Source organism: Roseivivax isoporae LMG 25204, from assembly GCF_000521865.1.
GTDB lineage: Bacteria > Pseudomonadota > Alphaproteobacteria > Rhodobacterales > Rhodobacteraceae > Roseivivax > Roseivivax isoporae.
The window spans coordinates 161,253-180,707 of record NZ_JAME01000006.1; the positions used below are offsets into that span (position 1 = coordinate 161,253).

20 protein-coding genes are annotated in these 19,455 nt (G+C 71.3%); 11 read left to right on the top strand and 9 right to left on the bottom strand.

Features of this window, described 5'->3' with window-relative positions; all coding sequences use genetic code 11:
• Positions 1–139: 139 nt before the first annotated feature.
• From RISW2_RS05870 to RISW2_RS05910, 9 genes are all read left to right on the top strand, one after another.
• Positions 140–1,279, top strand: a complete 1,140-nt coding sequence (locus RISW2_RS05870) for a porin (RefSeq protein WP_043767841.1) — start codon at positions 140–142, stop codon at positions 1,277–1,279.
• A 104-nt stretch (positions 1,280–1,383) separates the two neighbouring features.
• Complete coding sequence (locus RISW2_RS05875) at positions 1,384–2,847, top strand: tetratricopeptide repeat-containing sulfotransferase family protein (RefSeq protein WP_156943784.1); 1,464 nt, start codon at positions 1,384–1,386, stop codon at positions 2,845–2,847.
• A complete protein-coding gene (locus tag RISW2_RS05880) occupies positions 2,838–3,491 on the top strand; it encodes a YggS family pyridoxal phosphate-dependent enzyme (protein ID WP_043767846.1) in 654 nt (217 codons plus the stop codon). Before RISW2_RS05875 ends, RISW2_RS05880 begins: the two co-directional genes overlap by 10 nt.
• Positions 3,488–4,171: a phosphoglycolate phosphatase gene (gph, locus tag RISW2_RS05885; RefSeq protein WP_043767848.1), complete on the top strand. Its 684-nt coding sequence runs from the start codon at positions 3,488–3,490 to the stop codon at positions 4,169–4,171. The genes RISW2_RS05880 and gph overlap by 4 nt, the downstream gene beginning before the upstream one ends.
• A 35-nt stretch (positions 4,172–4,206) precedes the next feature.
• On the top strand, positions 4,207–5,085 hold the full coding sequence (locus RISW2_RS05890; protein WP_043767849.1) for a TIGR01459 family HAD-type hydrolase: 879 nt from the start codon (positions 4,207–4,209) through the stop codon (positions 5,083–5,085).
• Between the two features lie 228 nt (positions 5,086–5,313).
• Positions 5,314–5,757, top strand: coding sequence for a MaoC family dehydratase (locus tag RISW2_RS05895; protein ID WP_043767852.1), 444 nt, complete (start codon positions 5,314–5,316; stop codon positions 5,755–5,757).
• Positions 5,758–5,830: 73 nt separating this feature from the next.
• Positions 5,831–6,766 carry a bifunctional riboflavin kinase/FAD synthetase gene (locus RISW2_RS05900; protein WP_043767854.1) on the top strand — a complete coding sequence of 312 codons (936 nt, stop codon included), beginning with the start codon at positions 5,831–5,833 and terminating at the stop codon, positions 6,764–6,766.
• The gene (locus tag RISW2_RS05905) at positions 6,763–7,245 is read left to right on the top strand and encodes a YcgN family cysteine cluster protein (RefSeq protein ID WP_043767857.1); all 483 of its coding nucleotides are present in this window, start codon (positions 6,763–6,765) and stop codon (positions 7,243–7,245) included. Before RISW2_RS05900 ends, RISW2_RS05905 begins: the two co-directional genes overlap by 4 nt.
• Positions 7,246–7,278: 33 nt before the next feature.
• Positions 7,279–8,322 carry a threonine aldolase family protein gene (locus tag RISW2_RS05910; protein ID WP_043767860.1) on the top strand — a complete coding sequence of 348 codons (1,044 nt, stop codon included), beginning with the start codon at positions 7,279–7,281 and terminating at the stop codon, positions 8,320–8,322.
• A 17-nt stretch (positions 8,323–8,339) separates the two neighbouring features.
• On the opposite strand, the gene hspQ is transcribed toward RISW2_RS05910, so the two are convergent.
• Positions 8,340–8,666, bottom strand: a complete 327-nt coding sequence (gene hspQ, locus RISW2_RS05915; RefSeq protein ID WP_043767863.1) for a heat shock protein HspQ — start codon at positions 8,664–8,666, stop codon at positions 8,340–8,342.
• 251 nt (positions 8,667–8,917) lie between these two features.
• Between hspQ and RISW2_RS05920 the strand changes: the two genes are divergently transcribed.
• On the top strand, positions 8,918–9,508 hold the full coding sequence (locus RISW2_RS05920) for a transglycosylase SLT domain-containing protein (protein ID WP_043767865.1): 591 nt from the start codon (positions 8,918–8,920) through the stop codon (positions 9,506–9,508).
• A 27-nt stretch (positions 9,509–9,535) separates the two neighbouring features.
• Here the strand turns inward: RISW2_RS05920 and modC are convergent, their stop codons facing one another.
• From modC to RISW2_RS05940, 4 genes are all read right to left on the bottom strand, one after another.
• Positions 9,536–10,627 carry a molybdenum ABC transporter ATP-binding protein gene (gene modC, locus RISW2_RS05925; RefSeq protein ID WP_043767868.1) on the bottom strand — a complete coding sequence of 364 codons (1,092 nt, stop codon included), beginning with the start codon at positions 10,625–10,627 and terminating at the stop codon, positions 9,536–9,538.
• Positions 10,627–11,322, bottom strand: coding sequence for a molybdate ABC transporter permease subunit (gene modB / locus RISW2_RS05930; RefSeq protein ID WP_043767870.1), 696 nt, complete (start codon positions 11,320–11,322; stop codon positions 10,627–10,629). The genes modC and modB overlap by 1 nt, the downstream gene beginning before the upstream one ends.
• A 3-nt stretch (positions 11,323–11,325) precedes the next feature.
• Positions 11,326–12,093, bottom strand: coding sequence for a molybdate ABC transporter substrate-binding protein (modA, locus tag RISW2_RS05935; RefSeq protein WP_043767873.1), 768 nt, complete (start codon positions 12,091–12,093; stop codon positions 11,326–11,328).
• A 75-nt stretch (positions 12,094–12,168) separates the two neighbouring features.
• Positions 12,169–12,546 (bottom strand): winged helix-turn-helix domain-containing protein, encoded by a 378-nt coding sequence (locus tag RISW2_RS05940; protein ID WP_156943785.1) that lies wholly within the window; start codon positions 12,544–12,546, stop codon positions 12,169–12,171.
• A gap of 197 nt (positions 12,547–12,743) precedes the next feature.
• Here RISW2_RS05940 and RISW2_RS05945 point away from each other — a divergent pair, with 197 nt between their 5' ends.
• Entirely contained in the window at positions 12,744–14,030 is a 1,287-nt protein-coding gene (locus RISW2_RS05945; protein WP_051491821.1) for a DUF2254 domain-containing protein, read from the top strand.
• 12 nt (positions 14,031–14,042) lie between these two features.
• Here the strand turns inward: RISW2_RS05945 and RISW2_RS05950 are convergent, their stop codons facing one another.
• The 4 genes from RISW2_RS05950 to RISW2_RS05965 form a co-directional block, all read right to left on the bottom strand.
• On the bottom strand, positions 14,043–16,313 hold the full coding sequence (locus RISW2_RS05950) for a DEAD/DEAH box helicase (RefSeq protein WP_043767876.1): 2,271 nt from the start codon (positions 16,311–16,313) through the stop codon (positions 14,043–14,045).
• 180 nt (positions 16,314–16,493) lie between these two features.
• Entirely contained in the window at positions 16,494–17,090 is a 597-nt protein-coding gene (locus RISW2_RS05955; protein ID WP_043767878.1) for a LolA family protein, read from the bottom strand.
• A 79-nt stretch (positions 17,091–17,169) separates the two neighbouring features.
• Positions 17,170–17,394 (bottom strand): hypothetical protein, encoded by a 225-nt coding sequence (locus RISW2_RS05960; protein ID WP_043767879.1) that lies wholly within the window; start codon positions 17,392–17,394, stop codon positions 17,170–17,172.
• A gap of 42 nt (positions 17,395–17,436) precedes the next feature.
• Positions 17,437–19,455 (bottom strand): DNA translocase FtsK (locus RISW2_RS05965; protein ID WP_280113158.1); only part of this gene is annotated, 2,019 nt, incomplete at its 5' end.

Below are 19,455 nucleotides of genomic sequence, written 5' to 3' on the forward strand. Positions count from 1 at the left end.
AAACTGCACCATGGAGGAGGTAGATCCCGACACGCCGGAGCGCTTGGCTTGCAAGCGGCCGGCCTCGGGGCGCATAGAACATCCCATCAAGGCCGGGCTTCCGGATTGGTACGTGCCTTACGAACACATGAGGGAACACATGAAAAAGCTTCTTTTCGCATCCACGGCACTGGTTGCGTCGGCCGGCATCGCATCGGCCCAGGATCTCGGCGTTGCACTGACCGGTATGGCGGAAATGGGCATCTACAAGCCCGCCGGCGCTTTCGGCTTCGATGCCAACGGCGACGTGGACTTCGGCGACAGCGACACCCAGTTCTTCACCGACATCGACGTCACCTTCACCATGACCGGTGAAGCCGACAACGGCCTGTCGTTCGGTGCAAGCATCGACATCGACGAAGCCGGCAACGGCCAGCCCTTCGAGAGCCCGAACACCCAGGGCGGCGAGACCATCTTCGTCTCCTTCGGCGGCGCGACCCTGACCATGGGCGACACCGACGGCGCGATGGACGCGGCTCTGCCGGAAATGGGCCTCGCAGGCGGCTCGCTCAACGACGATGAAACCGCGCACATCGGCTTCAACGACGGTGACGGCTACTCGCTCTACGAACTGCTCGACACCCTCGGCACCATCAACGGCGGCTTCGACTCCGGTCTGTCGCTCGACGGCAATGGTGACGGCCAGATCGCGCGCTTCGACTACGCCTACTCCAGCTTCGTGTTCTCGCTCTCCATGGAGCAGGCAGAAGACGGTGCGGACGACTACCTCGCCGGCAACAACATCGGCGTGACCGCAGGCTTCGACGCAAACCCGATCTACGGTGTCGGCGTTGCATACGCTGGCGAGTTCTCGGGCGTCTCGATCGACGCGGGCATCGCGTACCAGACGCAGGAAGACGTCGCGGACACCTACGGCCTGGCCGTGGCCGCCGGCTTCGCAAGCGGCCTGTCGGTTGGCGCGACCTACGCCCAGTCGGACGTTGCTGACGAGTGGGAAGACAACATCGCCCTGCAGGTTCCGGGCTTTGCGATCGACAACACCATCACCCACTGGGGTCTGGGCGTCGGCTACTCGATGAACAACATCGCGGTCGGCCTGAACTACGGCGAGTACTCGAACGACGACTTCGAGGCATCGGGCTACGGCCTCGCCGCGACCTACGACCTCGGCGGTGGCCTGTCGCTCCGCGGCGGCTACAGCAACAACACCCTCGAGCTCGACGGTGCTGGCGAAGACGACTACGACACGTTCTCGCTGGGTCTGCGCATGAACTTCTGATCTCTCGAGAGATCGGACTTCAGGGAAGAGCGGGCGGTTTCGCCCGCTCTTTTCTTTTTCGCGCAGCGCTCCTACACCTCCCAACCGAACCGTGGGAGATGCCGATGCCGCCGAGCGAAGACGCCCAGACCCGCTATGCCGCGGCGCTGCGCCTGATGCAGGCGGGCCGCATGGCCGAGGCGCGCACCGCGCTGACCGCGCTCCTCGCGTCCCATCCCGACAGCCCCGAGATCCGCGCGCAGCTCGCGCGCATCGCGCACGAGGAGGGCGACTTCGCCACCCGTGCGGACCACCTCGACCGCGCGCTGGCCGCCCGGCCCGGCATGCCCGCGCTCCTCGACGCGGCCGTCGCGGCCTTTGCCGATGCAGGGCGGGTGGAGGATGCGCTGGCCGCCCACGATGCCCGCATCGCCGCCGCGCGGAAGCCGCTGCACGCCGCCGCCGACAAGGGCATCTACCTCCAGCGCATCGGCCGCTTCGACGAGGCCGAGGCGCTCTTTCGCGAGCTGATCGCCCGGGCCCCGTTCGAGGGGGTGCTCTACCGCACCTTCCTCGCCACGCACCGGCTCGCCGCCGATGACCCGCTGATGGGACGGCTGCGCAAGGCTGCCAACAATCCCAAGGTCGGCGACGAGACGCGGGTGCACGCGCTCTTCGCGCTGGCCAAGGCGCTCGAGGACCAGGGCGCCCATGACGAGGTGTTCCCGGTCCTGCACCGGGCGAACCGCCTGCAGCGCCGCCTCGCCCCCTACGACCGCGCCGCGCGCGAGGCCGAGGATGCCGCGATCCGCGCAGCGCAGGACCGGGCCGCGCTCGACCCCATCGACCTCGAGGCGGCGCTCGCGCCGGTCTTCGTCACCGGCATGCCCCGCTCGGGGACCACGCTCGCCGAGCAGATCGTCGGCGCGCATCCGGACGCGACCGCGGGGGGCGAGCTGGCGCTGGCGCTCCGGCTCGCGCATGCGCGCTTTGCCGCGAACGGGCGCCTCGCCGCGCTGCGCAGCCTCAAGGACCCCGACCTCGCGCGCTACGCCGCGTCCTACCTGCACGGCGTGCGGCGGGCGACCGGCGCCCGGCGGGGCACCGTGACCGACAAGTCGATCCAGAGCCACCTGGTCTACGGCTACCTCGCCCGCGCCCTGCCCGGGGCCCGGTTCGTGGTGATCGACCGCGATCCCCGCGACGTGGCGCTGTCGATCTACAAGACGCATTTCGCGCTCGGCACGCACCGCTACGCCAACGACCTCGCCGACATCGCCGCCGCCATCAAGGCGTTCCGCGCCTCGGTCGCCGCCTGGCAGGACCGGCTCGGCGACCGCCTGGTGCGCGTGGCCTACGAGGATCTCGTGGGCGATCCCGAACCCGCGGCGCGGCGGCTGGTCGCGGCGGCGGGGCTCGACTGGGACCCCGCATGCCTCACGTTCCACGAACGGGGCGGCGCGGTCCGCACGCTCAGCATCGCGCAGGTGCGCCAGCCGATCCATGGCGGGCGCCGCGCGGCCTGGCGGCGCTACGAGACCGAGATGCAACCCTTCATCGACGCATGGGGAGACGATCCTTGGGACTGACCGACATCACCGACCGCATCCGCGCGGCCGAACGTGCCGCGGGACGGCCCGAGGGCAGCGTGCACCTGATCGCGGTGTCGAAGGTACAGCCCGACGCGCGCGTGCGCACGGTGCTCGAGGCCGGCCACCGGCATTTCGGCGAGAACAAGGTGCAGGAGGCCGAGGGCAAGTGGCCGGGCTTCCGCGGGGACTTCGCCGATGTCCGGGTCGACCTGATCGGACCGCTGCAATCGAACAAGGCGCGCCGCGCGATGGAGCTCTTCGACGCGATCCATTCCATCGACCGCCCGAAGCTTGCCCGCGCCATCGCGCGCCTCGCGCAGGAGACGGGCGGCTGCCCCGACCTCTTCGTCCAGGTGAATACCGGCGAGGAGCCGCAGAAGGCCGGCATCCTGCCCGGCGACACCGACGCCTTCGTCGCCGAGTGCCGCGACCTCGACCTGCCCGTGCGCGGCCTCATGTGCATCCCGCCGGTGGACGAGACGCCGTCGCTGCATTTCGCGCTGCTGGCGAAGCTTGCCGCGCGCAACGGCCTCGACGGGTTGTCCATGGGCATGTCGGCGGATTTCGAGGAGGCGATCGCGCTCGGCGCCACGCATGTGCGGGTGGGCTCGGCCATCTTCGGCGCGCGTGCCACCACATGAGCGCGCGCATCGTCTTCGACCTCGACGGCACGCTGATCGACAGCGCCCCCGACATCGCGTGCGTGGCGAACGGCCTGCTCGCGGAGGAGGGGCGCGCGCCCCTGACGCTGCCCGAGACCATCGGCTTCATCGGCGAGGGCGCGGGCGTGTTCGTGGCGCGGATGCGCGCGGCGCGGGACCTGCCGGAGACGGCGCAGGACGACCTCCTCGCGCGCTTCGTCGCGGCCTACGAGACGGCGCACGACCTCACCCGCCTCTACCCGGGCGCCGGGGCGGCGCTCGAGGCGCTCGGGGCGGCCGGGCACAGGCTCGGCCTCTGCACCAACAAGCCGGCGATTCCGGCGCGGTCGGTCCTCGCGCATTTCGACCTCGCGCGGCATTTCGGCGTCGTGATCGGCGGCGACACGCTGGCCACCCGCAAGCCCGATCCCGCGCCTCTCCGGGCCGCGCTCGACGCGCTGGGCGGCGGGCCCGCCCTCTATGTCGGCGACAGCGAGACGGATGCGGCGACCGCCGCGGCGGCGGACGTGCCGTTCCTGCTCTTCACCCGCGGCTACCGCAAGAGCGCGGCCGCGGACCTGCCCCATGCCGCGGCCTTCGACGACTGGGCGGCCCTGCCCGGCCTCGTGGCCGGACGCCTCGAGGCCGCGCGCCTTGCCCCCCGCGCGACCCGCGCCTAGGGTCCCGCCTTACCCCGAACTTGCCGGAGATCAGAGTGACCCAGATCATCACCGACCTGCACGAGGTCTCGGACCGCTACGACGCGCTGCTCGTCGACCTCTGGGGCTGCGTGCATGACGGCGTGCGCGCCTATCCCGACGCGGTCGCGGCGCTGACTGCCTACCGCCGGCAGGGCGGCCGCGTGGTGCTGCTGACCAATGCCCCCCGCCCGCGCGCGAGCGTGCAGAAGCAGATCGCGGGGATGGGCGTGCCCGACGAGGCCTGGGACACCGTCGCCACCTCGGGCGACAGCGCCCGCGCGGCCATGTTCCGCGGCGCCGTGGGCAACAGGGTCTGGTTCATCGGCGAGGATCACGACAGGAGCTTCTTCTCGCCGCTGCAGGTGGTCGAGAACCCCGTGGACATCACGCAGGTCCCGCTCGAGGAGGCCGAGGGCATCGTCTGCTGCGGGCCCTTCGATCCCCATGCCGATCCGGCGACCATGCGGCCGCACTTCCTCGCCGCCAAGACGCGGGGGCTGAAGCTCCTCTGCGCCAACCCCGACATCGTGGTGGACCGGGGCGGCGTGCGCGAATGGTGCGCGGGCGCGCTTGCGCGCCTCTACGAGGAGATGGGGGGCGAGAGCCTCTATTTCGGCAAGCCGCATCCGCCGATCTACGACCTCGCGCGCCTGCGGCTGCGCGAGCTCGGCGACGTGCCGCCCGACGACAGGCTGCTCGCCATCGGCGACGGGGCGCATACCGACATCGACGGCGCCATGGGCGAGGACATCGATTCGCTCCTGATCACCGGCGGCCTCGCGGCGGAGGAGACGGCGACCGCCGATGGCGGCCAGCCGGATGCCGCGAAGCTCGGGCGCTACTGCACGGCCGAGGGCATCTCCCCGACCTTCGCCATGGGCTTCCTGCGCTGACGTCCCGGGCCCGGGCGCCTGCCTGGCGCGCGTCCTGGCTTCTTCTTGGCGGAAATATCCCCGCCGGAGGCTCCGCCGCGGGACACGGGGTGGCGCGCCGGGCACGGACGGACCCGAACTCCCCACAAGGTCGGCCTTGATTTTCTGCGCGCGCGAAGCAATAAAGTTGCTTGAACGGGCGCCTCGGGCGCTTATTTGTTGCCGGGGCGCCTGATCATGGAGGCTGACATGTTCGACAACCTGCCGCGCGGGACGATCCCCATCGAGGACATCGAGATGGGCATGACCCGGTCGCTGCAAAAGCAGATCACCGACCGCGACATCGAGCTCTTCGCCGAGGTGTCGACCGACCGCAATCCCGTGCACCTCGACGACGACTACGCCCAGGAGACGATCTTCGAGGGGCGCATCGCCCACGGCATGCTGACCGCCGGCCTGATCTCTGCGGTGATCGGCGAGCAGCTTCCGGGTCACGGCACCGTCTACATGGGACAGACGCTGAAATTCCTCGCCCCCGTGCGGCCCGGCGACGTGGTCCATGCCGAGGTGCGCGTGGTCGAGATCGACGTGGCGAAGCGGCGCGTGACCCTCGACTGCCACTGCTCGGTGGACGGCCGCAAGGTGCTGGTGGGCGAGGCCCGCGTGCTCGCGCCGTCGCGCAAGTTCGACTGATCCGCGCCCCCCGCGTCCGGCACGGCGGCGGCCCCTCTTGCACGCCCCGCGCCCGGAAGCTACGCGGGTGCGCATGCGGATCCTGCGCGACATCCGGGACATCCCCGACACGGCCCGAGGCGCCGTCGCCGCCATCGGCAATTTCGACGGCGTTCACCTGGGCCACCGGGCGGTCATCGACGCCGCGCGCGCCGCCGCGCCCGGCGCGCCGCTGGCCGTCCTGACCTTCGAGCCGCATCCGCGCGAGTTCTTCCGACCCGACGCGCCGCCCTTCCGGCTGATGGGGCCCGAGGCCCGCGCGCACCGACTGGAAAAGCTCGGTGTCGACATCCTGTTCGAGCTGCCCTTCGACGCCCATCTCGCGGCGCTGACGCCCGAGGCCTTCGCGCGCGAGGTCCTGGCCGAGGGGCTCGGCCTCTCGCACGCGGTCACCGGCGCCGATTTCCGCTTCGGCCGCGACCGGGCGGGGGACGCCTCGGACCTCGCGGCCTTCGGCGCGCGCCTGGGCTTCGGCGTGACCGCCGCGCCGCTCGCGCTGGCGGGCGGCAGGCGCGTATCCTCGACGGCGGTCCGCACCGCGCTGAGCGAGGGCCGCCCGGGCGACGCCGCAGCGCTGCTCGGCCACTGGCACCGCATCGACGGCCCGGTGATCCATGGCGAGAAGCGCGGCCGCACGCTGGGCTATCCCACCGCCAACATGTCGATCGACGGGCTGCACCCGCCGCGCTTCGGCGTCTACGCCGTACGGGTGGACGTGCTGTCGGGGCCGCACGCGGGCACCTGGCACGGCGCCGCGTCGGTCGGCGTGCGCCCGATGTTCGGCGAGAACCGCGCCAACATCGAGACCTTCCTCTTCGATTTCGAGGGCGACCTCTACGACACGCACCTGTCCGTGGCGCTGGTCGAGTTCCTGCGGCCCGAGGAACGGTTCGACGGGCTCGACGCGCTGGTGGCGCAGATGGACGCGGACTGCGCCCGGGCCCGCGACGTGCTGGAGGCGCTCGCATGACCGCCGGCGCGCCCGATCCGATCGACCGCAGGGGGCTCGCGCCGCGGTTCTGGGAACGAAAGTCGCTGTCCGAGATGAGCTCCGCCGAGTGGGAGGCGCTCTGCGACGGCTGCGGCAAGTGCTGCCTCAACAAGCTCGAGGACGAGGAGACCGGCGAGGTCGCCCTGACCCGCGTCGCCTGCCGGCTCTTCGACGACACGACCTGCCGCTGCGCGCGCTACGAGACCCGGCACGCCTACGTGCCGGAATGCATCGTGCTGAAGCCCGACACCATCGCCGACCACGCCTACTGGCTGCCGGTGACCTGCGCCTACAAGCTGCTCTGGGAGGGCCGGCCGCTCTACCCGTGGCACCCGCTGATCTCGGGCGATCCCGAGAGCGTGCACGCGGCGCGGGTGTCCATGCGCTCCCGCACGGTGCCCGAATTCGCCGTCGACGAGGACGCGTGGGAAGATCACATCATCGACGAGCCGGTCTGACACCGGCCCGCGCCAGACGAGAAGGCCGCCAGCATGCACTTTTCCTCGGACAATGCCGGCCCGGTGCCGCAGCAGGTGCTCGACGCGCTCGCCCGCGCCAATGACGGCCACGTGCCGGGCTACGGCGAGGACGCGCTGTCCCACCGTGTGCGCGACCGCCTGCGCGAGCTCTTCGAGGCGCCCGAGGCGGCGGTCGAGCTGGTGGCGACCGGCACGGCGGCGAACAGCCTCGCGCTCGCCTCGCTGGTGCAGCCCTTCGACACGGTGTTCTGCGCGCCCGTGGCGCATATCCACGAGGACGAATGCAACGCGCCCGAGTTCTACACCGGCGGCGCCAAGCTGACGCTGGTGCCGGGCGGCGACCGGATGACACCGGCGGCGCTCGAGGCCGCCGTCGCGGCCGAGGGCACGCGCGGGGTGCACGGCGCACAGCGCGGCGCGGTCTCGATCACGCAGATCACCGAGCGCGGCAACCTCTACGACCTCGACGACCTGCATGCCCTGACGGCGGTGGCGCGCGCGGCCAAGCTGCCCGTGCATCTCGACGGCGCGCGCTTTGCCAATGCCTGCGTCGCGCTCGGATGCACGCCGGCCGAGATGACGTGGAAGGCAGGCGTCGATGTCGCTGTCTTCGGCGGCACCAAGAACGGCCTGATGGGGGTCGAGGCGGTGATCTTCTTCGATCCGGCCAGGCACTGGGAGTTCCAGCTGCGCCGCAAGCGGGGCGGGCACCTCTTCTCCAAGTTCCGTTATCTTGCCGCCCAGATGGACGCCTACCTGTCGGACGATCTCTGGCGCGACCTCGCGTCCCGCGCCAATGCGCGCTGCGCCGAACTGGTGGCGGGCCTCGGCAAGCACGCGCAGGTGCTGAACGACGCGCGCGGCAACATCGTATTCGCGACCCTGCCCCGGGCGGTCCATCACCGCCTGCGCGCCGAGGGGGCCAGCTACTACGTCTGGCAGGGCGACCCGGACGCGGGCGACGACACCGGGGATCTCGTGGTGCGGCTGGTCTGCGGCTGGTCGCTGACCGAAGAGGACGTCGCGCGCTTCACCGCCATCGTGCGCGCGGGCTGAGACCCGCGCGCACGCGCTCAGTTCATCTGGAAATGCAACTCGTAGGAACCGTCCTGGAACGCGCCGAAGAGGTCGGCGATGTCCGGGTGGTCGACGGGTTCGCCGGAATAGTCCGCGACGAGGTTCTGTTCGGACACGTAGGCGACATAGAAGCTCTGGTCGTTCTCCGCCAGGAGGTGGTAGAACGGCTGCTCCTTCGCCGGCCGGCTGTCCTCGGGAATGGACTCGTACCATTCCTCGGTGTTCGCAAATTCCGGGTCGACGTCGAACACGACGCCCCGGAACGGGTGCTTGCGGTGACGGACCACCTGACCAAGATTGTATTTGGCGCGCTGTGTGTGCATCGGATCGTCCTCTTAGTCGCAGAGACTAGCTCGATCAATGGGGATTTGTCCAATTTGACGCCTCATTTCTGCCGGAAACACTGTGTGCGGCTACGTCCGACAGTCGATTCTCGGGCGTTCCCCGCGACCTCCGCCCGGCAACGGTCCCGGATCCGGGCGGCGGGGCGCCGGCCCATCGGATTGTGATTTCGCGTACGGCGCCGATCCGTTACACTGCTCGAAAAAACAAGAGCAGACAAAGCGAGAGGCAGATGAGCAGATCCCTTCGCGCTCTGGTGATCCTGTTGCTGGTGGCGTCCTGCGGCGGTGGCGGTTCCTCCACCCCCCCGTCGAACCTGGACAACGCCTGCGAGATCGTCCGTGAGCGGCCGCAATATTACCGCGCGTTCAAGGCGGCGGAACGCAAGTGGGGCGTGCCCGTGCACGTCCAGATGGCCACGATTCACCAGGAATCCAAGTTCGTCGGCGATGCCCGGACCCCGTTCCAGTACTCGCTGGGCGTGATCCCGATCGGCCGGCAGAGTTCGGCCTTCGGCTACTCGCAGGCGCTCGACGGCACCTGGGAGGAATACCAGGCGGGCCACGGCGGCTACCGCACGCGCCGCGACCACATCAACGACGCCACCGACTTCATGGGCTGGTACATGACCCAGACGCGCGACAGCCTCGGCATCTCGCTGTGGGACGCGCGCAACCAGTACCTCGCCTACCACGAGGGACGGACCGGCTATGCCCGCGGCTCCTACAACCAGAAGGCCTGGCTCCTGCGGGTGTCCGACCGGGTGGCGAGCCGCGCGGCGCTTTACCAGGCGCAGCTGGCCTCCTGCCGCCACGCGCGCTGAGGACGGCACGGGCGGCGGCGATTCGCCTCAGCGCGCCGCCGTCCCGCCGATGTCCGAGGTGGCAACCGACACCGCCTTGATGATCGCGTAGGCGGGCGCCCCGGTCTCGAGCCGCAGCGCCGCCGCCGACCGCCGGGTGATGCGCGCCAGCACCCGGCCCGCGGCGGTGTCGAGCGCCACGATGGTGCCCGGCCCCTCGCCCGGGCGGATGTCCTCGATCACCCCCGGCAGGATGTTCAGCGCCGACAGCCCCTCGGGGCGCGCGCGCGCGAGGATCACGTCATGCGCGGCGATCCGGATGCGCAGGGTGCCGCCCGGGTCGGCGGCGACCCGCGGCAGGAACAGCGCGAGCCCCCCCGCATCGAGTTCCGTCAGCCCGTCGTCGTGGTGCCGCGCCACGCGCGCGGTCAGGACCGCGCCTGCCTCGCGCGGGCCCGTGGGCAGGACCGCCGGGTCGCCCAGCACCGCTGCCGCGGGCCCCTGCGCGATCACCCGCCCCGCGTCGAGCGCGACGACCGTGGTGGCAAGACGCGCAACCTCGGACGCCGAATGGCTGACATAGAGGATCGGAATGCTCACCTCGTCGCGCAGCCGCTCGAAATAGGGCAGGATCTCCGCCTTGCGGGCCTCGTCGAGCGCGGCGAGCGGTTCGTCCGCAAGGATCAGCCGCGGCGTGGACAGGAGCGCGCGCCCGATGGCGACGCGGCTCTTCTCGCCCCCCGAAAGCGCGCCCGGCCGCCGGTCGAGGAGGTGCCCGATCCCGAGGAGGTCGATCACCCGGCGCGGGTCCTCGCGCGGGGCGTCGCGGGGCGCGAAACGCACGCCATAGGACAGGTTCTGCCGCACGGTCAGGTGCGGAAAGAGCCGCCCCTCCTGGAAGATGTAGCCAAGCCGGCGGCGGTGCGGCGGGAGCGCGACGCCCCGGTCGGTGTCGAGAAGCGTCCATTCGCCCGCGGCGATGCGGCCCGCCTCCGGCATGAGCAGCCCCGCGACCGCGTTCACGATGGTGGTCTTGCCCGACCCCGACCGGCCGAACAGCACGGTCAGCCCCGGCGGCGCGCGGAACGCCGCGTCGAGCGAGAACGCGCCGAAGGCGTGGCGCACCGAGACCTCGAGCATCACGCGCCCCCGACCCGCGCGGCGACGCGCCGCCCGACCAGTTCCGCCAGCAGGAGCGCGCCCATAGCGACGACCACCGATACGATCACCAGCTTCATCGCCGACGCCTCGCCCCCCGGCACCTGCAGGAAGGCGTAGATCGCCGAGGGCACGGTGCGCGTCTGTCCGGGGATGTTGGAGACGAAGGTGATCGTGGCGCCGAACTCGCCCATCGCCTTGGCGAAGGCGAGGATGGCGCCCGCGACGATGCCCGGCAGCGCCATGGGCAGCGTGACGGTCAGGAACACCCAGACCGGCGCGGCGCCGAGCGTGGCCGACGCCTCCTCGAGCTTCGGGTCGACCGCCTCGATCGACAGCCGGATGGCGCGCACCATGAGCGGGAAGGCCATGATCGCGGCCGCGAGCGCGGCGCCCGTCCAGCGGAAGGCCAGCACGATGCCCCAGTCGGCGAGGATGCTGCCCACCGGCCCGCGCGTGCCGAAGGTCAGGAGCAGCAGGTAGCCCGTGACCACCGGCGGCAGGATCAGCGGCAGGTGCACGAGCCCGTTCAGCACCTGCCGGCCGGGGAAGCGCCAGCGCGCGAGCGCGTAGGCCACGAGGATGCCGAGCGGCAGGCTGACAAGCGTCGCCCAGAGCGACACCTGGAGGGAGAGCGCGACCGCCTGCCACTCCTCGGGACCGAGCCAGCCCGTCATGCGTCAGGGCGCGAGAAGGGTGAAGCCCTGCCGCTCGAAGGCGGCCCGCGCCTCTGGTCCGCGCAGGTAGTCCAGGAATTCCGCCTCGGCGGGAACGTCGCGCGTCGCGAGGTCCGCGGCCGGGTAGACGATCGGCGGATGGCTGTCCGCGGGGAATGTGCCGACGACGGTGGCGGTATCCGCGGCCGCGGCGTCGGTTGCGTAGACGATCCCGTAGGGCGCCTCTCCGGCGGTGACGAAGGCGAGCGCGGCGCGCACGTTGTCGGCCTGCGCCACCTGCGGCGCCACCGCGTCCCAGAGCCCGAGGCCGTCGAGCGCGGCCTTGCCGTAGATGCCCGCCGGCACCGCATCGACCAGCGCCATGGCGAGCCGCCCGTCGCCCAGCAGCCCGGCAAGGTCGAGGTCCGGCTCGATCTCGACCGGCGCCGCGTCGCTGCCGGAGGCCACGAGCACGATGCTGTTGCCGAGGAGGTCCACGCGCGTGCCGGGTTCCAGGAGGCCGTCCGCTTCGACCGCGTCCATCCAGTCCGTGCTGGCCGAGATGAAGATGTCGGCAGGCGCGCCCTGCCGGATCTGGCGGGCCAGCACCGAGGAGCCGGCCAGCGCCACGACGACGTCATGGTCCGTCGCCGCCTCGAACGCCGTCTCGATCTCCGCGAGCGCGGTGGTCAGGCTCGCGGCGGCGAAGACCGTGATCTCCTCTGCCCCTGCCGCCGCCGGCAGGGCCAGCGCGGCGGCCAGCACCGGGCGGGAGATCGACGAACGGACCATTGGGGCGGCTCCCTGCCTTCTGATATGGTTCGGTGAACATATCGCAACCGGGATCCCGTCGGGCAAGCGATATTTTCAGCCGGGAATATCCTTGAGCATGGACTGGATCGTCCCGATCCGCGCCGCGCCGGCCTCGGCCATGATCTCCTCGAGCTTGCGGTAATTGGCGAGCACCTCGGCGCCGGCCTCAGTCAGACGCGCACCGCCGCCCCTGGGACCGCCGCGCGTCGACTCGATCAGAGGGTCGCGGAAGGCGTTGTTCATCTCTTCCACCAGCATCCAGGCGCGCTTGTAGCTCATGGACATGGCGCGTCCGGCCGCGGCGATGGAGCCGGTATCGCGGATGCGCTCGAGCAGGTCCGCCTTGCCCGGCCCAAGCATCGCGTCGTCGCCGAAGACGATGCGGATTCGCAGCGAGGGCGTGTCGCCCGGAGGGACGGAGGGAGGCATCATGCGCGCGACTATGCCAAACCGGCGATCGTGCGCACAAGGCGCGTCGGCGTGTGACACAGGCCGGGATGCGCCGCCGCGCGGATATTGCCGCAACGACATATCGACAGGGTCCGGTGCCGAGGGGGTCTTTGGTCGGCCGCCGAAACGTGCTTGGGTCCGCCCGGGCGCCGTGCCCCTGCCGCAGGAGACCAACCCGCATGATCCGAAGCAAGCTCATGTTCACGTTGCGCGCCCTGCGCCAGAAGCTCTGGATAAAGCCACTGGGCTACGCGGTCTTCGCGCTCGCCGCGGTCTTCGTCGCGCATGTCGCCGACCGCCTGCCGCTCGAAGACCTGGTGCCCGACATCAGCTTCGACACGCTCGAGAAGCTCCTGACCGTGATCTCGGCCAGCATGCTCGGGGTCGCCACGTTCTCGGTCGGGTCGATGCTGTCGGCCTACGCCTCGGCGAGCGGCAGCGCGACGCCGCGGGCCTTCGTGCTCGTGGTGTCGGACGGGCTGTCGCAGACCGCGCTCTCGAGCTTCGTCGGCGCGTTCATCTTCAGCATCGTGGGCATCATCGCCGTCCGGGTCGAATACTTCGGCGTGGCAGGGCGCTTTGCCATCTTCCTCTTCACGCTCGCCGTCTTCGGGTGGGTGATCCTGACCTTCGTGCGCTGGGTCGACAACATCGCGCGCCTCGGCCGGATGGGAAACACGATCGAGAAGGTCGAGGCCGCCACCCGCGAGGCCTTTTCCCACTGGAAGCCGTGGGCGCCGCTTTCGGGCCTGCCCGCCTCGGGTCCCCCGCCCGACGGCCAGGCTGTGCACGCGGACGAGATCGCCTTCGTCCAGCACGTGGACATGGCCGCGCTCGACGACTGGGCGGAACGGCACGGGGCGACGATCCACCTGCGCGCCCTGCCCGGCACGCTCACCACGGCACGCCGCCCGCTCCTCGTGATCGAGGGACACGGTCCGCGGGACGACGCGGACACGGACGCGCTGCGCGACGCCTTCGTGCTCGCCCCGCGGCGCAGCTATGCCAACGACCCACGCTTCGGCCTGATCGCCCTGTCCGAGATCGGCTCGCGCGCGCTGTCGCCGGCGGTCAACGACCCCGGCACCGCCATCGACATCGTCGTGCGCATCGCGCGGCTTCTGCGAGACTGGAGCATGGCGCCCGGCGCGGCGGAGCGCGAGCAGCCGAAGCACCGCCGGGTACGCGTGCCGAGGCTCGATCCGGACGACCTGCTCGAGGATTCGCTCGCGGCGATCATCAAGGACGGGGTCGGGTCGGTCGAGCTCGACATCTGGGTGCAGAAGGCGCTCGGCATCCTTGTCCACGAGGCCGGCGAGGGCCTGCCCGTGGCGGCGGAACGGCAGGCGAAGGTCGCGCTCGACCGGGCTGAGCGCGCGCTGTCCTTCCCGGCCGACATCGAGCGGGTCAGGCGCGCCCACGCGGTGGCGGTGACGCGGGACCTGCCCGCCTCGGGCGGGACCTGAACGGCCCCGCGCCTAGCGTTTCGGCCGCTTCGGCGTCTGGCTGCCCCCGTCGCCGCGCCGGGGCGCGGGGCCCTTGCGCGGCCCTTTCGCGGACCGTCCCGTCGGATCGTAGCGCTGCGAGGTGTCGGACGCCGAGGCCCGGCTCGCGGGCGCGCCGGGCTTGCGTTTCGCGCCCGCGCCGCCCTCGGACCGCTCGCGCGCAGGTCCCGCGCCCTTCGCGAATTTCGGCCGTGCGCCCGGAGCGCCCGTATCCCGCGGCTTGCCGGCAGGCCTTGGCTTGCCGGGGCGGGCCTCCGCCCCCTCGCCGCGCGGCTTCGCGTCGCTCCACGCCTTCCGGGGCTTGGCATCCGGTCCGTCGCCGCGCGGCTTCGCCTCGCCCCACGCCTTGCGGGGCTTGGCATCCGGTCCGTCGCCGCGGGGCTTCGCCTCGCCCCACGCCTTGCGGGGCTTGGCATCCGGTCCGTCGCCGCGGGGCTTCGCCTCGCCCCACGCCTTGCGGGGACGCGAAGCCTGTGCCTCGTCCCGCGGTTTCGGCGCGGGCTTCTGCGGTCTCGGCGCGGGGGCCGCGCCTTGCGTCCGGGCGTCCGAAGCGTCCTCACGGGCCGCGGGAACGGGCGCGGGCGCGGCGGCGCGCGGGGTCTCCGCATCTTCGCGCTCCGGCTTCGGCCGCCTCGCGGGACGGTCGGATGCCGGCTTGCGCGGCGCCTGCGGCGGCGGGCCGTCGGCCCGGCGTGCGGTCACGCCCTTCTCGAGCTCCCCGCCGTCACCGAGGGCGGCGAGGAACCTGGGCAGGCTCGCCTCGGTCAGTTCCACGTAGGTCTCGGTCGCCTGGACGCGGATGGCGCCGATCGATTCCTTCTCGAGCCCGCCCGCGCGGCAGAGGAGCGGCAGGAGCCACCGCGGCTCGGCCCGCTCGTCGCGGCCGACGGACAGCGCGATCCACGCGCTCGGGCCGAAGGGCGCGCGCTCGACCGGGGCGTGGCGCGCGTCCGGATCGGCGAGGTCCTCGGGCGCCGAATGGCGCGTGCGGTAGAGCCGCAGGTAGGCCGCCGCGATCTCCTCGGGACCGCGTTCGGCCACAAGGCGCGCGGCGAACGCGGCCTCGGTCTCGCTCGGGGTCTCGTCCCAGGTGGGATCGGCCAGCAGCCGTTCCTCGTCGCGGCGCAGGATCTCGTCGGCGCCGGGGGCGGTCGTCCATTCGGCGGTGACGCGCGCGCTCTTCAGCAGGCGCTCCGCGCGGCCGGTGGCCTTGGGCGGCACGACCAGCGCCGAGATGCCCTTGCGCCCGGCGCGCCCCGTCCGGCCCGACCGGTGGAGCAGGCCTTCCGCGTTCGACGGCAGCTCGGCATGGATCACCAGTTCGAGGTTCGGCAGGTCGATGCCCCGCGCGGCGACGTCGGTCGCCACGCAGACCCGCGCCCGCCCGTCCCGCATCGCCTGCAGCGCATGGCTGCGCTCGGACTGGCTGAGCTCGCCCGACAGGCACACGACGGCGAAGCCGCGGTTGGAGAACCGTGCGGTCAGCCGGTTCACCGTGGCACGCGTGTTGGCAAAGACGATGGCGTTCTGCGCCTCGTGATAGCGCAGCACGTTGATGATGGCGTTCTCGGCGTCCTGCGGCGCGACCTTCAGCACCTGGTAGGCGATGTCGGCGTGCTGGCTGCGCTCGGACAGCGTCGTGACGCGCACGGCGTCGCGCTGGTAATGCTGCGCGAGCGTGGCGATGGCGGGGGGCACGGTCGCCGAGAAAAGGAGCGTACGGCGCTCGGCCGGGGCCTCGCCCAGCATGAACTCGAGGTCCTCGCGGAAGCCGAGGTCGAGCATCTCGTCCGCCTCGTCGAGGACGACGGCGCGGATCGCGGTCAGGTCGAGCGAGCCGCGCTGGATGTGGTCACGCAGGCGCCCCGGCGTGCCGACGACGATGTGCGCCCCGCGTTCGAGGGCGCGGCGCTCGTCGCGCATGTCCATGCCCCCGACGCAGGAGACGACCCGCGCTCCGGCAGCGGCATAGAGCCAGCCGAGCTCGCGCGTCACCTGGAAGGCCAGCTCGCGCGTGGGCGCCACCACCAGCGCCAGGGGCGCGGCGGCGGGCCCGAGCGAGCCGTCCTCGTCGAGGATGGTGGGCCCGATGGCCAACCCGAAGCCCACGGTCTTGCCCGATCCGGTCTGCGCCGACACGAGCAGGTCGGCCTCGGCCAGGTGTGGCGCGGTCACGGCCTCCTGGACGGGGGTCAAGGTGTCGTAGCCGCGCTCGGCGAGCGCATCGGAGAGGGTCTGGATCATCAGGGAAGCCGATCTGGTAGGTGCGCGACCGAGTCGCGGCGCTGGAGCCCGACCGCCGGAACGGGTCGGAGGCGCCCTCCTAGCGCGATCGGGGGCAGCTGTATACCTGCAAATTCGTGTCCGCGACGTCGCCGCCGCGGGGCCGCCCGGCAGGATCACCGGACGACCGGGAACGCCGCGTCAGTCGCGCTTGGCCATCTCGCCGCGGATGTTGAAGAGGCCCGAGGCCACCTGCCGCCGCTCGAGCCCGCCCAGCACCACCGTCGTCGACGAGCCGTTCGAATCGTTGATGACCCATTGGCGCAGCTCGACCGGGTTGCCGGTGAACTTCATCTGGATGTTGCCGTATTGCGGATTGCGCGGGTCCTGCGCCGTGACGATGGTCGCGGTGCCGTCGTATTCGTGCCGCGTGACCATGCCCGCCTGCCCGAGGTTCACGTCGGCGGCGAGGATGATCGACAGGGGCGTCTGGCTCAGCGGGTAGGTCTCGGGCGCCGCGTTCACCTTGCGGTCGAAGACGACGACCGTGCCGTTGTTGGCCATCACCAGCGCCTGCTCGGGCGGGTTGTAGTCGAAGCGGACCTTGCCCGGGCGCTGGATCGACACGGTGCCGGTCGAGATCGTGCCGTCGGCGTTGATCTGGGTGAACGACCCCTGCGCGGAATCGAGCTGGTTCAGGTAGGACGAGATCTCGCCCAGCGACAGCTGCTGCGCCGCGGCCGGAAGCGCCGTCGCGATCGTGAGAAGGAAGGCGGTGATGAGCTTGGCGGCTCGCATGTGTCGGCTCCTCGTTCGGTGCGGGTCTACTGGTCCGCGGGGATATGCAACGACCGCGCCTGTCAAGCGATGACAACGGTCAGAAAGCGGATAAAAGCAGCGCGGGGCCGCCGATCAAGGCGGCCGAGGCCGCGGCGGGCCTCCCCGCCATCAAGACACCGTCATGCGACGTGAGCGCCGGCCGGCCGGCCGGCGCGGCGCCCTGCGCCTGCGGCACGCCCGGTTTCGTCAGGCGGTCGAGGACGTCCTCGACCGCGCCGTCCCGGCCGTGGCCGGTGGCTCCGTCTGCGTTCGGCATCGCCATGGCAGGGCAACGCCGCGCCTCGGCGAGGGTTCCGCCCCGCGGTCAGGCCTGTTCGGGCACGAGGATCTCGCGCTTGCCCACGTGGTTCGCGGAGCTGACCACGCCCTCGTCCTCCATCTGCTCCACGAGGCGCGCGGCCTTGTTGTAGCCGATGCCGAGCTTGCGCTGGATGTAGGAGGTCGAGCACTTGCGGTCCTTGATGACGATCGCCACCGCCTGGTCGTAGAGCGCGTCCTCGCCGCCGGTATTGCCGCCGGTGTTGAGCCCGAGCACGGCGTCGATGTTGTCGGCCTTGTCCTCGTCGGGTCCCTCGACCACGCCGCCCACATAGGATGGCGGACCGAAGGCCTTGAGGTGGTTCACCACCTCCTCGACCTCCTCGTCGGACACGAACGGGCCGTGGCAGCGGGTGATCTTCGCCCCGCCCGCCATGTAGAGCATGTCGCCCATGCCGAGGAGCTGCTCGGCGCCCATCTCTCCGAGGATGGTGCGGCTGTCGATCTTGGAGGTCACCTGGAACGAGATCCGGGTGGGGAAGTTCGCCTTGATCGTGCCGGTGATCACGTCCACGGACGGACGCTGCGTCGCCATGATCAGGTGGATGCCCGAGGCGCGCGCCATCTGCGCGAGACGCTGGATGCAGGCCTCGATCTCCTTGCCCGCGACCATCATGAGGTCGGCCATCTCGTCGACGATGACCACGATGTAGGGCATCTTGACCGGCTGGATTTCCTCGGTCTCGAAGACCGGCTCGCCGGTCTCGTCGTCGAAGCCCGTCTGCACGGTGCGCGAGAACATCTCGCCCTTGCCGAGCGCCTCCTCGACGCGGCCGTTGTAGCCGTCGATGTTGCGCACGCCCATCTTGGACATCTTGCGGTAGCGGTCCTCCATCTCGCCCACCACCCACTTGAGCGCGACGACCGCCTTCTTGGGATCGGTCACCACGGGGGAGAGGAGGTGCGGGATGCCGTCGTAGACGCTGAGTTCCAGCATCTTGGGGTCGATCATGACCAGCCGCAGGTCGTCGGGCGACAGCTTGTAGAGCAGCGAGAGGATCATGGTGTTGATCGCAACCGACTTGCCCGAGCCGGTCGTGCCCGCGATCAGCAGGTGCGGCATCTTGGCGAGGTTCGCGACCATCGGGTCGCCGCCGATGTCCTTGCCGAGCGCGAGCGGCAGCTTGCGGTTGCCGTCCTCGTAGTCGCGCGAGGACAGGATCTCGCGGAAGCTGACCATCTCGCGGTTGTCGTTCGGCAGTTCGATCCCGATGACCGAACGGCCGGGCACGGTCGAGACACGCGCGGAAAGCGCCGACATCGACCGCGCGATGTCGTCGGCAAGGCCGATCACCCGTGACGCCTTGAGGCCCGGCGCGGGTTCGAGCTCGTACATGGTGACGACCGGGCCGGGCCGCACGCTGACGATCTCGCCCTTCACGCCGTAATCGTCGAGCACGCTCTCCAGCATGCGCGCGTTCTCCTCCAGCGCCTCGTCGGACAGGTGGTGACGCTGGATCCGGTCGGGGTTCATCAGCAGCGAGAGCGGCGGCAGCTCGTAGGCGACCTGCGGCTCGTCGAAGCGCAGGCGCGGCTCGGCCTCCTCCTGCGCGCGGCGCGAGGGCTGCATGGGCTTGGGCTGCGGCTGCTGCACGACCTTCTTGGGCTGCGCGACGGGGATCTGCGGGCGGGGCCCGGCGACGGCGGGTGCGCGGGCGTCGTCGTCCCAGGCGTCCTCGAAAACGTTCAGGTCGTCCTCGTCCTCGGACGGGGCCATCGCGGGCGCGGGCGGAACCGCCGGGCGCGGCGCGCCGGTCTTGCGCTCGAGCACCGGCTGCGGCGCGGGGTCTGCCTCGGCCTCGGCCTCCGCATAGGGCGCCATGTCGAGCGGCTCGGCCGCCTCGGTCCAGGCTTCCTCGACGGCGAGGTCGGCCTGCAATCCGGCAACGCGCTCGGCGGGGGCCTCGTCGTAGGCCGGCGGCACCGCGCGCGAGGGCGCGGCCATGGCGACGCCCGCGGCGGCGGGCACCGCGCGCGACGCGGTCAGGACCGGCGCGGCGGCGGC